Genomic DNA, 15,830 nt, shown 5'->3' on the forward strand with positions numbered 1-15,830 from the left:
GTCCGTCCCAGGGGCATGCCTACCTTCCGGCACGTCCCCGCCTCCGCGGGCCTGGCCCTCGTCGTCGTCCTCGCCCTGGCCGGCTGCGGCCGGACCGGGGACGCCCACGGAGCCCGGCTGCCCGATCCCGTGGGCTCCTGGGCCGTCGAGTCCCTGACCACGGACGGCCGCACCCTGCACGCGCCCGAGAGCGCCCACCTCGACATCGGCCGGAACCAGGTCAAGGGCAACTACGGCTGCAACGGCTTCACCGCGGTGGCGGCCTTCGCCGGTACCTCCGCGGTGACCGTCACGCCCGGTGCCTCGACCACCATGGCCTGCGCGGACATGGAGTTCGAGACGGCCTTCGCCAAGCTGTTCCAGGGCGAACTGGCGATCGACCGGGGACCCGACCGGCTCACCCTGAAGACCGCCGACGGGAGCACCATCGCCATGACCTCGGCGCCCGCGGTCACGGACGCCCCGCTCACCACGACCGAGTGGACCGTGGAGTCGCTGGTCAGCGGTGGGACCGCGGCCTCCGTGCCCGCCGAGGCGGCCGGGAAGGCGCGGTTCACCATCGCCCCGGACTTCACCGTGAGCGGCGTCCTCGGCTGCAACCGGTTCAGCGCCAAGGCCACCGTCGACGGCTCCACGGTCACCTTCGGGCCGCTGACCTCGACCCGGATGGCCTGCGAGGGCGCGGTCGGCGAGCTCGAGCGGACGCTGACCGAGCTGTTCGGCAGCGGCCCGCTCACCGCGAAGACCGAGGGCCGCACCCTCACCCTCACCGCCGCCGACGGCAAGGGCCTGACCGCGAAGGCGTCCTCCGCCGCCGAGTGACGCCCGCCCGGGAGGCAGTCAGGCCGGGTACGGGAGGAGCTGGGCGTCCACCTTCTCCCAGGCCGCCCGCAGCTGCGCCAGCCGGGCCGGTTCCGCGGCGGCCTTGTCGGCCTGTTCGCGGACGTCGCCGGCCAGGTCGAACAGCTGGTCCCTGCCCGCCTTGCCGCGGTAGTACTTCCAGTCCCCGCGGCGCAGCGCGCGCTCGCCCCGGACCCGCCAGAAGAGGTCCCGCTCGGCGGGCTTCTCGCCGCGCAGCAGGTACCCGGCCAGGCTCACGCCGTCCAGCGGGTGGGCCCGGTCGGGCCGCGCCCCGGCCAGCTCCAGCAGCGTCGCCGTCCAGTCCGGGCTGAACACCGGTACGCGGCTGACCTGTCCGCCGTCCAGCCGGGCGGGCCAGCGCACGATGTTCGGCACCCGGATCCCGCCCTCCTGGAGGGAGGCCTTGTTGCCGGACAGCGGCCAGTTGTACGAGAAGCGCTCGCCGCCGTTGTCGCTGGAGAAGACCACGACGGTGTCCTCCTCCTGGCCGGAACGCTTCAGCGCCGCCAGCACCTTGCCGATCGAGCGGTCGAGGTCCTCGACCATCTCCTTGTACTTCTCGACCGAGCCGCCGTCCTGGTGCCACAGGGCGCGCCCGTCGCCCGCCTTGATCCGCCGGACGATCTCGGCGCTCTGCTCGGTGTCGCCGTCGGCGATCCACGGCCAGTGCGGGGTGGTGAAGTTGAGGTTCAGCAGCCACGGGCGGCCGTGGTGGTCGCGGGAGACGTACTCGCTCGCGCGCTCGGTGATGATCCGCGTGTAGTAGCGCAGGTCCTTGTACTCGGCGTCGCCCTCGTACAGGTCGTACTCGCCGCCCAGGCCCAGCTTGGAGTAGTACTCCAGGGCCCCGCCGAAGTTGCCGAAGAACTCGTCCCAGCCGGACCGGGTCGGGCTGTAGTCGGGCAGGTAGCCGGCGTGCCACTTGCCGATCAGGGCGGTGGCGTAGCCGGCCCCCTTCAGCAGCGAGGCCAGCGTCGGGTGCGCGGGGTCCAGGCCCACCGACTTGTCGGCGATCGGCTCGGCCAGCCCGCCCTCGGTACGGCCCGGGTAGCGCCCGGTGTAGAGGCTGAAGCGGGTCGGCGAGCAGGTCGCGGAGCCCGAGTAGGCGTCGGTGAACCGGACGCCCTGGCGGGCGAGGCGGTCCAGGTTCGGGGTCTTGATGTGCGGGGAGCCGTAGGAGGAGAGGTCGGCCCGGCCCAGGTCGTCGCCGAGGATGAACAGGATGTTCGGGCGGCGGGACGGCCGGGGCCGCGCGGCCCGGAACTCCCGTTCCTGAGGCGCGTTCTGCCCGTCGCCGGGGGCCGGGGCGGCGGCGGCCGGGGAGGCGCCCAGCCCCACCGCGGCGGCGGCCGCGCTCACGCCGACCGCGCCGCCGAAGGCGCGCCGGGACAGCTGGGGTTCGTACGAGGTCACAGGTACTCCAAGGCATGGCCCGGCGGCCCGCCCCCGGCGGCGCGGGACGGCGCGCGGCACGGCGGGGCGGGCTCGGCCGGGGATCAGGCAGAAATCAGGCAGGAAACGGGAAAAGAAAGAACGAAAGCGGCGTGTGACTACGCAGAACAGCGACAGATGGCGCTCGCGACACGGACAAGGTCCACGTGCCGGCGCTCGACGAGGGTGACCGTTCGGTCACCGAGAGGCTGCATGGGGCGAGAGCCTGTACGAATGCCCATGCGCCTGTCAACAAGGGCATTCCGGATACCGAGACGGAATGGATCGGTCACCCTCTGTGCTGTGACATTTCCCGGCCGTCCCCAATTCGGACCAGTGGTCGATCTCGCCTACACTCGGGAGCGTGCCTCGTGGTGATGGACGACTCAACCACGACCTGCTCCCCGGCGAAAAGGGCCCCCAGGACGCTTGCGGCGTCTTCGGTGTCTGGGCTCCGGGTGAAGAGGTCGCCAAGCTCACCTACTTCGGACTGTATGCCCTGCAGCACCGTGGACAAGAGTCCGCGGGAATCGCTGTGAGCAACGGTTCCCAGATCCTCGTCTTCAAGGACATGGGCCTCGTTTCCCAGGTCTTCGACGAAACCTCTCTCGGCTCGCTCCAAGGTCATATCGCGGTCGGTCACGCCCGCTATTCGACCACCGGGGCCTCCGTCTGGGAGAACGCCCAGCCGACCTTCCGTGCGACCGCCCACGGCTCCATTGCCCTGGGTCACAACGGCAACCTGGTGAACACCGCCGAGCTTGCCGAGATGGTCGCCGACCTCCCCCGTCAGGACGGCCGTGCCACCCAGGTGGCCGCCACCAATGACACCGACCTGGTCACCGCCCTCCTCGCCGGTCAGACCGACGACGAGGGCAAGCCCCTGACCATCGAGGAGTCGGCCGCCAAGGTCCTGCCTCAGGTCAAGGGCGCCTTCTCCCTCGTCTTCATGGACGAGGGGACCCTCTACACCGCCCGTGACCCGCAGGGCATCCGCCCGCTGGTCCTCGGCCGCCTGGAGCGCGGCTGGGTGGTCGCGAGTGAGACCGCCGCCCTCGACATCTGCGGCGCCAGCTTCGTCCGCGAGGTCGAGCCGGGCGAGCTCATCGCGATCGACGAGAACGGTCTGCGCACCTCTCGATTCGCGGAAGCGAAGCCCAAGGGCTGTGTCTTCGAGTACGTCTACCTGGCGCGCCCGGACACCGACATCGCCGGCCGGAACGTCTACCTCTCGCGTGTCGAGATGGGCCGGCGCCTGGCCAAGGAAGCCCCGGTCGACGCCGACCTGGTGATAGCGACGCCGGAATCCGGCACGCCCGCCGCCGTCGGATACGCCGAGGCCAGCGGGATCCCGTACGGATCCGGCCTGGTCAAGAACGCCTACGTGGGCCGGACCTTCATCCAGCCCTCGCAGACGATCCGCCAGCTCGGCATCCGGCTCAAGCTCAACCCCCTCAAGGAAGTCATCCGGGGCAAGCGCCTGGTGGTCGTCGACGACTCGATCGTCCGCGGCAACACCCAGCGCGCCCTGGTCAAGATGCTCCGCGAGGCCGGCGCGGCGGAGGTCCACATCCGGATCTCCTCGCCGCCGGTGAAGTGGCCGTGCTTCTTCGGCATCGACTTCGCCACCCGGGCCGAGCTGATCGCCAACGGCATGACGGTCGACGAGATCGCCACGTCGCTGGGCGCGGACTCGCTCTCGTACATCTCGCTCGACGCGATGGTCGAGGCGACCACCATCCAGAAGCCCAACCTCTGCCGTGCCTGCTTCGACGGCGAGTACCCGATGGAGCTGCCCGACCCGCAGCTCCTGGGCAAGCAGCTGCTGGAGTCCGAGCTCGCGGGCGGCACGGACGCCGCCGACGCGCTCCGTCGCCCGTAGCCCTGGCTCAACCTGCGCCGGGCCCTGTCTTTGAGGCTTCTCCCAGGGCCCGGCACCACACGCAGTAACGACACGAAAGCTCTCTCCTGTCATGACAGAGAAGACCACCGGTGCCAGCTACGCAGCCGCAGGCGTGGACATCGAAGCGGGCGACCGCGCCGTCGAGCTGATGAAGGAGTGGGTGAAGAAGACGCAGCGCCCCGAGGTCCTCGGCGGCCTCGGCGGCTTCGCCGGCCTCTTCGACGCCTCCGCCCTCAAGCGCTACGAGCGCCCGCTGCTCGCCTCGGCCACCGACGGCGTCGGCACCAAGGTGGACATCGCCCGCCAGCTCGGCGTCTACGACACCATCGGCCACGACCTGGTGGCGATGGTCATGGACGACATCGTCGTCTGCGGTGCCGAGCCGCTCTTCATGACCGACTACATCTGCGTCGGCAAGGTGCACCCCGAGCGTGTCGCGGCGATCGTCAAGGGCATCGCCGAGGGCTGTGTCCTCGCCGGCTGCGCCCTGGTCGGCGGCGAGACCGCCGAGCACCCGGGCCTGCTGGGCCCGGACGACTTCGACGTGGCCGGTGCCGGAACGGGCGTCGTCGAGTACGACCGCCTGCTCGGCGCGGATCGCATCCGTACGGGTGACGCCGTCATCGCGATGGCTTCGTCCGGCCTTCACTCGAACGGGTACTCGCTGGTCCGCCACGTCCTCTTCGAGCGCGCGAAGATGTCGCTGGAGAGCCACGTGGAGGAGCTCGGCCGCACCCTCGGCGAGGAGCTCCTGGAGCCCACCAAGATCTACTCGCTGGACTGCATGGCCCTCACCCGTACGGCCGAGGTGCACGCCTACTCGCACATCACCGGTGGCGGCCTCGCGGCGAACCTGGCCCGGGTCATCCCGGACCACCTGCACGCGACGGTCGACCGTTCGACCTGGGCCCCGGGCGCCATCTTCGACCTGGTCGGCAAGGCCGGCCAGGTGGAGCAGCTGGAGCTGGAGAAGACCCTGAACATGGGCGTCGGCATGATGGCCGTCGTTCCGCAGGAGTCGGTGGAGGTCGCGCTGACCGCGCTGGCCGACCGGGGTGTCGACGCGTGGGTCGCGGGAGAGATCCTGGACCGCGGCGACCACGCCGAGGGCGCCACCATGACCGGTTCCTACGCGAGCTGAGCAGCACTGAAACCCGGCCCGGGGCGATGCCCTGGACCGGGTTTCAGTCTTTTGTCTGTCGTGCAGACGCCTCAGGGCGTCAAGCGCCGCGACGCTGTGACGACGGCCCGGACTCTTCGTCCTCGTCGTCGTCATCCCTGTTGTAGAGGTCCGCGTACCGAGCGTACGGGTCGTCCTCGTCCAGTTCGTCGTCGTCTACCTCGACCGGCTCGCTGACAGGCAGCGGTTCCACGGTCGATGCGCCCAGCTCGTTGGCCAGACGCGAGAGGTCAGTCCCGCCGCTGCTGTACTTCAGCTGGCGGGCGACCTTCGTCTGCTTGGCCTTTGCCCGGCCGCGCCCCATGGCTCGACCCCCTCGGTGACGGGGCTCGACGGCCCCAGAGTCTGACACGCGTTCATGGTTCGGAGCGGGCTCTCCGTGGAGAGACCGTCCGTAGGGGTTTAACGGTACCTGCTTCCGCGGCCATACGGTACGCCGCCCGCATGACGCGCCCCGGTGCAGAACCAACAAGGCGCCCCGTCCTCGCTGGTCAGCTGCGATTTTAACCTTTTCCTGGCGGGCGACCCGCCGAAGTGCAGTGAGTTCCGTCTCGCCGCACCCCGGCGGGCGTGCCCAAGGGCCCCGGGAAGGGCTCAGACCGCGCGCGCGGCGCGGCCGTCGGCCATCCGCTGCTCGGCGATCCGGTCGGCCGCGGCGGCCGGCGGGATGCCATCGGCCTTCGCGCGAGCAAAGATCTCCAGCGTGGTGTCGAAGATCTTCGTGGCCTTGGCCTTGCAGCGGTCGAAGTCGAAGCCGCGCAGCTCGTCGGCGACCTGGATGACACCGCCCGCGTTGACCACGTAGTCCGGGGCGTAGAGGATCCCGCGGTCCGAGAGGTCCTTCTCGATGCCCGGGTGGGCGAGCTGGTTGTTCGCCGCGCCGCAGACGATCGTCGCGGTGAGCGCCGGGACGGTCTCGTCGTTCAGGGCGCCGCCGAGCGCGCAGGGGGCGTAGATGTCCAGGCCCTCGGTGCGGATCAGCGCGTCCGTGTCGGCGACCGCCGTGACCTTGCCCGGGTGCTTGTCGAGGATGCGCTGCACCGACTCCTGGCGGACGTCCGTGATCACGACCTCGGCGCCGTCCTCCAGCAGGTGCTCGACCAGGTAGTGGCCGACCTTGCCGACACCGGCCACGCCGACCTTGCGGCCGCGCAGGGTCGGGTCGCCCCACAGGTGCTGGGCGCTGGCGCGCATGCCCTGGAAGACACCGAAGGCGGTGAGGACCGAGGAGTCGCCCGCGCCGCCGTTCTCGGGGGAGCGGCCGGTCGCCCAGCGGGTCTCGCGGGCCACGACGTCCATGTCGGCCACATAGGTGCCGACGTCGCAGGCGGTCACGTAGCGGCCGCCGAGGGACTCCACGAACCGGCCGTAGGCCTCGAGCAGTTCCTCGCTCTTGAGGACGTCCGGGTCGCCGATGATCACGGCCTTGCCGCCGCCGAGGTCGAGACCGGCGAGGGCGTTCTTGTACGACATGCCGCGCGAGAGGTTCAGCGCGTCGAGGACGGCCTCCTCGTCGGAGGCGTACGCGTGGAAGCGCGTACCGCCGAGGGCGGGGCCCAGGGCGGTGGAGTGGATGGCGATGACGGCCTTCAGGCCGGTGGCGCGGTCCTGGCACAGCACGACTTGCTCGTGGCCGCCCTGTTCCGAACGGAACAGGGTGTGCAGGACGCCGTCGGTCATTTCGGTCACGGTGGTGACTCCCATGGAAGAGATGCGGCGGAAAGACGCCCGCCCTGCGGGTGGGGGAGGGCGTGCTGGGAGCAGAGTAAGACCTGTGGGCCGTGCGTAGGTGACCTGTCCGAGGATCGAAACACTCCCGTGGCGCGAGGGGGCGGGAGCGCCCCGGAGGTGAACCCGGCGCCGCGGCAGGGCAGTACGAGAGCGTGAGCGAATCCTCCGATCTCCCGCTGCCGTCCGCGCGCTCGGCGCCGACCGTCCCGTACGCCTCCTACCTGCGCGTGTACGAGCCCTTGGCGGCCTTCGCCGAGCCCGAGCGCACGCACTGGGCCGACTACGCCCGGCGCGGCGCGACCCCGACCGCCCAGGACGAACTTCGCCGTTCGCTGTCGGACTTGGTGCGGGTCCCGGTGGTGGCGGTGCCGGCCCACGAGAGCGCGGACGCCTTCACGGCGGTGGTCGACGGGGTGCTGCTGGTCTGCCCGTGGCGCACCCGGCTCCGCGGCTGGCTGGCCCTCCAGGAGCTCGTCGAGTGGTTCCCGGGCCCGGTGCTCGACGCGGCGCTCCCGCCGTCCGCGCGCCGGCAGGCCGCCGAGGACTACGAGAGCTGGCGCGAACGGAACCCGGACGCGCGCCCCTGGATCCGCACCGGGGTGTGGCAGGTCCCGCTGCGCTGGTTCGTGCTGGTGGCGGACGGGGAGCGGGACCACGTGCCGGGCGAGCGGCTGCGCTACCGCACACCGATGGTGCAGGCCCGGCGGCGGCTCGCCCGGGCGCTGCGGACCCTGCGCGACGCGGAGGGGTACGGGATGCTCGCCGACGGGCTGGTGGAGGTGGGGAGCTGGCTGGAGGAGTTCCATCCGCGCTCGATGGTCGAGCTGGACTACGGCGGGCTGCTGCACGCGCTGCCCGCGGAGCGGCTGGCGGCGGACCGCTCGGCCGCGGACCTGGCGGCGGGCATCGCGGCCCTGCGGGCCGGGGACGCGGAGGGCGCGGCCGAGGTGTACGAGGGGCTGGCGGAGCGGTGGCGGACGGTCCGGGAGCGGCTTTTTGCTAATTAGGCCGAAAGGGGCCTGTGTGGCCGGTTTCACCCAAGAGGGTCCCGTACGTATCGTCCGGTATCGGTCGATCAGTCAATACTGGCTGATCAGAGGCCTGATCGTGGCATTTGGGACGTAGTACCAGGACCTACGTCCCGATACGGGCCATTGGCCCAAGCGTGACGGACCGCACTAACTACACCCTTGCGCCCTTCCCCTACCCTCGTGCCAAAATAGGACAAGGAGTCCGGGGAGGGTTCCTTCCGCCCAACTAAGGGCGGAATGCTCGGCATTGCACTCTACGGGGGGTCTGACGACTCCTGATCGCTCTGTGACTGATCGTCACAGTGGGGTGACTGTCCGTTATGGGACGGTCCATCGGCTTCCGCCGCTGATGAACACCTCGGAGGGCAATTCCGTCGGTTTGGCCGTCGAGGCTGGACGGATGGTGTAGTTGTAGTGCCGAGGACAAGCCGTTCGTCCTATAACCGACTCGGCCCGCGTATGTCCATTTCGGGCAACGCGGGCCAAGGTGCAGAATTTAGAGGAAAGAACCGAGATGGTTCGGTTCTCCCGAGGAGGCCGCTCATGACCGCTCGCACCCCTGATGCCGAGCCGCTGCTGACCCCGGCTGAGGTTGCCACGATGTTCCGCGTGGACCCGAAGACGGTCACCCGCTGGGCCAAGGCTGGCAAGCTCACGTCCATCCGCACCCTGGGTGGACACCGCCGGTACCGCGAGGCCGAGGTTCGCGCACTGCTCGCGGGAATTCCGCAGCAGCGCAGCGAGGCCTGAGGTCGCGTTAACACCCCGCTTTAACGGGTTTATCGGGTCCCCCAATCCGATGAAACCTACATAGCTTCATACGGCCGGACCTGCCCCAACAGGTCCCATGCCGTGCGATCGCGCTGGACTCCGCCGGGTCCAGCGCGATCTTTTTTATGCCCAGGTCAGGGCGGGTCTCGGATGCGCGCGGGGGCACCGGCGGAGTAGGTGCCATTGCACATATTCTATCGAGCGGGCGTATGGGTGCGATAAAAGTATGAGTCTCAAAAACTCATGCGGTGACTCCCGTCACAGATGATCACTCTTGTATATCCGGTAATGCACCCCGTAAAGGGGACGGGCATCGCGGGGCACCTCATGCGAACGGGGGATTCCGGCCCGCGGTCGGCGCGTGGGCGCGCGGACCGGCACCGGACTGCCCCGCGGAGGACCGGGACGTGCTCGTGGGCGGCCCGCGGGTGGCGCGTAGGCGGCCCGGAAGCGTTCACGGGTGACCGGGGCGCTCTACGGGCCCCATGAGCCCCACGCACGCGCAGCGGGGGCCCGGGTGGCCCCGGCGGTCCCGGGCGGCCCCCAAGGCCGCCGACGCGCCGGGACCCGCCAACGCGTCAGGGCCCGCATCCCCAGAGGGATACGGGCCCTGACGTTTCTGCGAACCTGACGGGACTTGAACCCGCGACCTCCACCTTGACAGGGTGGCGAGCTAACCAACTGCTCCACAGGTCCTAGATTTGCGGCCGCTCGGCGGCTGCGAATCAGACTGTACCGCAGCTCAGGGGGTGCAGTCGAACCGGACCGGGGCGACGGTCACGGCGCCGCCGCATCCACCGCCTTCACGATCCGCTTGTCGGAGATCGGGTACGCCGTCCCGAGGGCGTGCGCGAAGTAACTGACGCGCAGTTCCTCGATCATCCAGCGGATGTCGGTGACCGCGGACGGGACCGGCCGCCCCTTCGGCAACTGCTCCAGCAGCCAGGCGTACTCGTCCTGCATCTCGTGGACCTTCTCCATGCGCGTGGTGTCGCGCTGGACGCCGGTGGGCATCTGCTGGAGCCGGCGGTCCGCCGCCACCAGGTAGCGCATCAGGTCCGCCAGCCGGCGCAGCCCCGTGAGCGTCACGAAGCCGGCCGGCACGAGGGCCGCCAGCTGCGTCCTGACGTCCTGGATGTTGGCGACCAGCGCCAGGCTGCCCGTGGCCTTCAGACGGCGCTCACAGGCCTGCCAGGCCGCCAGCACCTGCTGCACCTGGCCCACCGTGCGCACGGTCGTGTCCACCAGGTCCGCGCGGACGGCCTCGTAGAGCTTGCGGAAGCCCGCCTCGTCCCACGCCGGGCCGCCGTGGTCGGCGATCAGCTTGTCGGTCGCCGCCGTCGCGCAGTCGTCGAAGAGTGCCTGGATGGAGCCGTGCGGGTTCCTGGACAGGGCCAGCTTCTGCTGGTTGGTCAGGTGGTCCGAGGCGAACTTCGCCGGGTTCACCGGGATGTTCAGCAGGATCAGCCGCCGGGTTCCCAGCCACATCGCCTGCTGCTGCTCGGCCTCGGTGTCGAAGAGCCGTACGGACACGCTCGCGCCCTCGTCCACGAGCGCCGGGTACGCCTTCACCGGCTGGCCGGCCCGCCGGGTCTCGAAGACCTTGGTCAGCGTGCCGATCGTCCAGTCGGTCAGCCCGGTGCGCTCCACCGACTCCCCGCCCGCCCGCTCCGCCGTGGCCGCGGCGGCCTTGGAGAGGGCCTGGCGGGCCTTCGGCCTCAGCCGCAGGCGCAGGGCCTCCAGGTCCTTGTCCTCGGCGAGGTTCTTCCGGCGCTCGTCGACGATCCGGAAGGTGATCTTCAGGTGGTCGGGGATCCGGGTGAGGTCGAAGTCCTCGGCCGAGACCGGGACCCCGACCATCCGCTGGAGCTCGCGCGCCAGCGTGACCGGCAGCGGCTCCTGCAAGGGCACCGCCGTGTCCAGGAAACGCCCGGCGTAGTTCGGCGCGGGCACGTAGTGCCGGCGGATCGGCTTCGGCAGCGAGCGGATCAGCTCGGTCACGACCTCCTCGCGCAGGCCCGGGATCTGCCAGTCGAAGCCCTCGTCCGTGACCTGGTTCAGCACCTGGAGCGGGATGTGGACGGTCACGCCGTCGGCGTCCGCGCCCGGCTCGAACTGGTAGGTCACCCGGAACTTCAGCTGCCCCTGCCGCCAGGAGTCCGGGTAGTCGGCCTTGGTGACCCCGGCCGCCTTCTCGGTCAGCAGCATCTCGCGCTCGAAGTCGAGGAGTTCGGGCTCCTCGCGCTTCTTGTGCTTCCACCAGGAGTCGAAGTGCGCCCCCGAGACCACGTGGGCGGGGATCTTCTGGTCGTAGAAGTCGAAGAGCGTCTCGTCGTCCACCACGATGTCGCGCCGCCGGGCCCGGTTCTCCAGCTCCTCCACCTCGGTGAGGAGCTTGCGGTTGTCGGCGTAGAACTTGTGGTGCGTGCGCCAGTCGCCCTCGACCAGCGCGTTGCGGATGAACAGCTCGCGCGAGACCTCGGCGTCGATCCGGCCGTAGTTGATCTTCCGCTGGGCCACGATCGGCACGCCGTACAGCGTGACCTTCTCGTACGCCATCACGGCCGCCTGGTCCTTCTCCCAGTGCGGCTCGCTGTAGGTGCGCTTGACCAGGTGCTGCGCCAGCGGCTCCACCCACTCGGGCTCCACCTTGGCGTTCACCCGGGCCCACAGCCGCGAGGTCTCCACCAGCTCGGCCGACATCACGAACTTCGGCTGCTTCTTGAAGAGCGAGGAGCCCGGGAAGATCGCGAACTTGGCGCTGCGGGCACCGAGGTACTCGTTCTTGTCGGTGTCCTTGAGCCCGATGTGCGACAGCAGACCGGCCAGCAGCGAGACGTGGACGACCTGCTCGGGCGCGTCGGCCTCGTTGACGTGGATGCCCATGCTCTTGGCGACCGTGCGCAGCTGGGAGTAGATGTCCTGCCACTCGCGGATCCGCAGGAAGTTCAGGTACTCCTGCTTGCACATCCGGCGGAACGAGGACGAGCCGCGCTCCTTCTGCTGCTCGCGGACGTAGCGCCACATGTTGAGGAACGAGAGGAAGTCGCTCGTCTCGTCCTTGAAGCGGGCGTGGTTCTGGTCGGCCTGGGTCTGCTTGTCCGAGGGCCGCTCGCGCGGGTCCTGGATGGACAGGGCCGCCGCGATGACCATGACCTCGCGGACGCAGTTGTTCTTGTCGGCCTCGATGACCATGCGGGCCAGCCGCGGGTCCACGGGGAGCTGGGAGAGCTGGCGGCCCATCTGGGTGAGCCGCTGGCCCTTCTTCCCCTCCGGGCCGGCCTTCTCGCCCGCCTCCAGCGCGCCGAGCTCCTGGAGCAGCTGCACGCCGTCGCGGATGTTGCGGTGGTCCGGCGGGTCGATGAAGGGGAACTTCTCGATCTCGCCGAGGCCGGCGGCGGTCATCTGCAGGATGACGGAGGCCAGGTTGGTCCGCAGGATCTCGGCGTCGGTGAACTCGGGGCGGGCGTCGAAGTCGTCCTCGGAGTACAGCCGGATGCAGATGCCGTCGCTGGTACGGCCGCAGCGGCCCTTGCGCTGGTTGGCGCTGGCCTGCGAGATCCGCTCGATCGGCAGGCGCTGGACCTTGGTGCGGTGGCTGTAGCGGGAGATCCGGGCGGTGCCCGGGTCGATCACGTACTTGATGCCGGGGACCGTCAGCGAGGTCTCGGCGACGTTGGTCGCGAGGACGATCCGGCGGCCGGTGTGCTGCTGGAACACGCGGTGCTGCTCGGCGTGCGAGAGGCGCGCGTAAAGGGGGAGCACCTCTGTGAAGCGGAGGTTCCGTTTGTTCAGGGCGTCCGCCGTGTCACGGATCTCCCGCTCGCCCGAGAGGAAGACCAGGATGTCGCCGGGCCCCTCGGACTGGAGCTCGTCGACGGCCTCGCAGATCGCGGTGATCTGGTCCCGGTCGGAGTCGCCGGCCTCCTCGGCGTCCTCCTCCAGGAGCGGCCGGTAGCGCACCTCCACGGGATAGGTCCGCCCGCTGACCTCGACGATCGGCGCCTCGCCGAAGTGGCGGGAGAAGCGCTCGGGGTCGATGGTCGCCGAGGTGATGACGACCTTGAGGTCGGGACGCTTCGGCAGCAGCGTGGCCAGGTAGCCCAGCAGGAAGTCGATGTTCAGCGACCGCTCGTGGGCCTCGTCGATGATGATCGTGTCGTAGGCGCGCAGCTCGCGGTCCGTCTGGATCTCGGCGAGCAGGATGCCGTCCGTCATCAGCTTCACGAAGGTCGCGTCCTGGTCGACCTGGTCGGTGAAGCGGACCTTCCAGCCGACCGTCTGCCCGATCTCGGACTTCAGCTCCTCGGCGATCCGTTCCGCGACCGTGCGGGCGGCGATCCGGCGGGGCTGGGTGTGCCCGATCATGCCCCGGACGCCCCGGCCCAGCTCCATGCAGATCTTGGGGATCTGCGTGGTCTTGCCGGACCCGGTCTCGCCCGCGACGATCACGACCTGGTGGTCGCGTATCGCCTCGGCGATCTCGTCCTTCTTCTGGCTGACGGGCAGGTTCTCGGGATACGTGACCTCCGGCATCCGCGAGGCACGGCCGGCCAGACGCTCGGCGGCCTTGGCGGCCTCCGCGGCGATCTCGTCGAGCACGGCCTGCTTGGCCTCGGGCTTGCGGATACGGCGGGCGCCTTCGAGGCGGCGGCCGAGGCGGTGCGCGTCACGGAGGGAGATCTCACCGAGAAGCGTCTGCAGGGCGGCGAAGGAAGTAGACATACCTGATCGAGGATCTCACCTGGGCCCTACGGGTGGCGAACGCATTTGTCGGGTGGACCCGTACCATTTCGGGACGAGTCCGTCGGTCGTACGAGTGAGAGGCAGCCCACCTTGTCCCGCCCCCGGCACGTCTGGAGCCTGCTCGGCGTGGTCCTGGCGGTACTCCTGGGCTGCGCGGCACCGGCGGTGGCGGCCGTCCCGGCCTCGGTTTCGGCCTCGGTCCCGGACTCCGGCTCGGCTACGGCCACGGCCGCGGACCCGGGCTCGGCCACGGCCGCGGACTCCGGCTCGGCCCCGGTCCGGCCCCGGGCGGCCGCGTTCACCGACGGCGGCGGGCCCGCCTGTGCGCCGACGGCCCCCGGGCACGGCGGTACACCCGCCGTCCCCACCCGCACCGCGGGCGAGCAGCACGCGCAGGTCCCGCCCGTGCGGCCGGTGCCCGAGGAGGCCGGTCCGGCCGGTGCCGGGCCCGTAAGCACCCTCGTACGCGACCCCGGGCGCCCGGCGCCCGACCCGGTGGAGCTGTGCGTGATGCGGGTCTAGGAGGCGGACGCCATCCCGCCCCCGACCCGCCACCCGCAGCACAGGAGCACCCGTATGCCCTCTTCCAAGAAGAAGTCCTCCGCCAAGAAGTCCGCCACGAAGCCCCTGCTGATCTCCGCCGGGGCCGTCCTCGCCGCGATCACCCTCGGCATCGTCTCCTGGCAGGCCACCGCCCCCGCCGGGACCGGCTCGTCCGGCGCCCCCGCCGTGGCCGGGCCCCGGACCGACCCCGCCGCCGAGCTCAAGGCGCTGGCCCGCCGCGAGTCCGGCGACAAGCTCGCCGTCGGCCGCGCCGACGCGCCCGTCGTCCTCATCGAGTACTCCGACTTCAAATGCGGCTACTGCGGCAAGTTCGCCCGGGACACCGAGCCCGAACTGGTGAAGAAGTACGTCGCGGACGGCACCCTGCGCATCGAGTGGCGCAATTTCCCGATCTTCGGCACCGAGTCCGAGGCCGCGGCCAGGGCCGCCTGGGCGGCCGGGCAGCAGGACCGTTTCGACGCCTTCCACGCCGCGGCCTACGCCGCCGGATCGAAGGAGAAGGGCTTCGCCGAACACCGGCTCGTGGAGCTGGCCCGGGAGGCCGGGGTCCCCGATCTGGAGCGCTTCACGGCGGACATGGCGGGCGGGCCGGCCGCGGCGGCCCTGAAGAAGGACCAGGAGGAGGGCTACCGCATCGGCGTCACCTCCACCCCGTCCTTCCTGCTGAACGGCCGTCCCATCGCCGGGGCCCAGCCACTCGACACCTTCACGGCCGCCATCGCCAGGGCGAAGGCCGAGGCGGCGCAGCGGTGACCGACATCGGATACCTGGCCGCCCTGCTGGGCGGCCTCCTCGCGCTGCTCAGCCCGTGCAGCGCGCTGCTGCTGCCGGCCTTCTTCGCGTACTCCATCGACTCCACCTCGCGGCTCCTGGCACGTACCGGGATCTTCTACGCGGGCCTCGCGAGCACCCTCGTACCGCTCGGGGCGGCGGGCTCGTACGCCGGGCGCTTCTTCCACAGCAACCGCGACCAGCTCGTGCTGGCCGGCGGCTGGCTGATCGTCGCGCTCGGCCTCGCGCAGATCCTGGGCCTCGGCTTCGCCCCGAAGCGGATCTCGGAGCTGTCGGGCCGGATCCGGCCGACCACCGCCCTGTCGGTGTACGCCCTCGGCGCGGTCTACGGCCTGGCCGGGTTCTGCGCCGGGCCGATCCTGGGCAGCGTCCTGACCGTCGCGGCGGTCAGCGGCAGCCCCGTCTACGGCGGCCTGCTGCTGGCGGTCTACGCCCTGGGAATGGCCGTACCCCTCTTCGTACTGGCCCTGCTGTGGGAGCGGTTCGACCTGGGCCGGCGGCGCTGGCTGCGCGGGCGGGCCCTGCGCGTCGGACGCTTCGAGCTGCACACCACCTCGCTGCTGTCCGGACTGTTCTTCATCGTCCTGGGCGCGCTGTTCCTCGCCTACGACGGGGCGAGCGCGCTGCCGGGGCTGCTGGACGTGGACGACTCGTTCGCGGTGGAGCAGTGGGTCGGCTCGCTGGCGGACGCGGTGCCGGACGGGGTGCTGCTCGCCCTGGTCGCGGCCGGGGCGGCGGCCGTCGGCGTCGTGCAGTGGCGCCGCAGGGAGCGGGTGGCGGAGGCCGAGGCCGAAGGGGAGTAACCACAGAAGGCCCCGTC

The 15,830-nt window shown here is 70.6% G+C and carries 13 protein-coding genes and 1 tRNA gene; 8 read left to right on the forward strand and 6 right to left on the reverse strand.

The features are described 5' to 3' along the window. Positions 1–15 precede the first annotated feature (15 nt). The gene (locus Sspor_RS23235) at positions 16–822 is read left to right on the forward strand and encodes an META domain-containing protein (protein ID WP_202200858.1); all 807 of its coding nucleotides are present in this window, start codon (positions 16–18) and stop codon (positions 820–822) included. A gap of 18 nt (positions 823–840) precedes the next feature. Here Sspor_RS23235 and Sspor_RS23240 read toward each other — a convergent pair whose 3' ends face one another. Continuing rightward, positions 841–2,274 carry a sulfatase-like hydrolase/transferase gene (locus Sspor_RS23240; protein WP_202200859.1) on the reverse strand — a complete coding sequence of 478 codons (1,434 nt, stop codon included), beginning with the start codon at positions 2,272–2,274 and terminating at the stop codon, positions 841–843. A 137-nt stretch (positions 2,275–2,411) separates the two neighbouring features. Continuing rightward, positions 2,412–2,534 (reverse strand): putative leader peptide, encoded by a 123-nt coding sequence (locus Sspor_RS41595; RefSeq protein WP_351150916.1) that lies wholly within the window; start codon positions 2,532–2,534, stop codon positions 2,412–2,414. 122 nt (positions 2,535–2,656) lie between these two features. Here Sspor_RS41595 and purF point away from each other — a divergent pair, with 122 nt between their 5' ends. Next, positions 2,657–4,174, forward strand: a complete 1,518-nt coding sequence (gene purF, locus Sspor_RS23245) for an amidophosphoribosyltransferase (RefSeq protein ID WP_030009390.1) — start codon at positions 2,657–2,659, stop codon at positions 4,172–4,174. A gap of 91 nt (positions 4,175–4,265) precedes the next feature. Continuing rightward, positions 4,266–5,336, forward strand: coding sequence for a phosphoribosylformylglycinamidine cyclo-ligase (gene purM / locus Sspor_RS23250; protein ID WP_202200860.1), 1,071 nt, complete (start codon positions 4,266–4,268; stop codon positions 5,334–5,336). Positions 5,337–5,415: 79 nt separating this feature from the next. Here purM and Sspor_RS23255 read toward each other — a convergent pair whose 3' ends face one another. Both Sspor_RS23255 and Sspor_RS23260 read right to left on the reverse strand, forming a co-directional pair. Further along, positions 5,416–5,679, reverse strand: a complete 264-nt coding sequence (locus Sspor_RS23255; protein ID WP_030009392.1) for a DUF3073 domain-containing protein — start codon at positions 5,677–5,679, stop codon at positions 5,416–5,418. A gap of 290 nt (positions 5,680–5,969) precedes the next feature. Then, a complete protein-coding gene (locus Sspor_RS23260; protein ID WP_272934844.1) occupies positions 5,970–7,079 on the reverse strand; it encodes a Leu/Phe/Val dehydrogenase in 1,110 nt (369 codons plus the stop codon). Positions 7,080–7,258: 179 nt separating this feature from the next. On the opposite strand from Sspor_RS23260, the gene Sspor_RS23265 reads away from it, so the two are divergent. Then, positions 7,259–8,113 (forward strand): DUF8083 family protein, encoded by an 855-nt coding sequence (locus tag Sspor_RS23265; RefSeq protein WP_237403988.1) that lies wholly within the window; start codon positions 7,259–7,261, stop codon positions 8,111–8,113. A 567-nt stretch (positions 8,114–8,680) separates the two neighbouring features. After that, complete coding sequence (bldC, locus tag Sspor_RS23270; RefSeq protein ID WP_003949541.1) at positions 8,681–8,887, forward strand: developmental transcriptional regulator BldC; 207 nt, start codon at positions 8,681–8,683, stop codon at positions 8,885–8,887. Between the two features lie 643 nt (positions 8,888–9,530). Here the strand turns inward: bldC and Sspor_RS23275 are convergent. Both Sspor_RS23275 and hrpA read right to left on the reverse strand, forming a co-directional pair. Then, a tRNA-Asp gene (locus Sspor_RS23275) sits at positions 9,531–9,604 on the reverse strand. Between the two features lie 81 nt (positions 9,605–9,685). After that, positions 9,686–13,633: an ATP-dependent RNA helicase HrpA gene (hrpA, locus tag Sspor_RS23280; RefSeq protein WP_202200861.1), complete on the reverse strand. Its 3,948-nt coding sequence runs from the start codon at positions 13,631–13,633 to the stop codon at positions 9,686–9,688. Between the two features lie 111 nt (positions 13,634–13,744). On the opposite strand from hrpA, the gene Sspor_RS23285 reads away from it, so the two are divergent. Genes Sspor_RS23285 through Sspor_RS23295 form a run of 3 tightly spaced genes read left to right on the forward strand, consistent with a single transcriptional unit; the run spans position 13,745 to position 15,813 of the window. Continuing rightward, positions 13,745–14,176 carry a hypothetical protein gene (locus tag Sspor_RS23285; protein WP_202200862.1) on the forward strand — a complete coding sequence of 144 codons (432 nt, stop codon included), beginning with the start codon at positions 13,745–13,747 and terminating at the stop codon, positions 14,174–14,176. A 54-nt stretch (positions 14,177–14,230) separates the two neighbouring features. Next, the gene (locus Sspor_RS23290; protein WP_202200863.1) at positions 14,231–14,971 is read left to right on the forward strand and encodes a DsbA family protein; all 741 of its coding nucleotides are present in this window, start codon (positions 14,231–14,233) and stop codon (positions 14,969–14,971) included. After that, positions 14,968–15,813, forward strand: coding sequence for a cytochrome c biogenesis CcdA family protein (locus Sspor_RS23295; protein ID WP_202200864.1), 846 nt, complete (start codon positions 14,968–14,970; stop codon positions 15,811–15,813). The genes Sspor_RS23290 and Sspor_RS23295 overlap by 4 nt, the downstream gene beginning before the upstream one ends. Positions 15,814–15,830: the final 17 nt, after the last annotated feature.

It is taken from the genome of Streptomyces spororaveus (assembly GCF_016755875.1).
Classification (GTDB): domain Bacteria; phylum Actinomycetota; class Actinomycetes; order Streptomycetales; family Streptomycetaceae; genus Streptomyces; species Streptomyces spororaveus.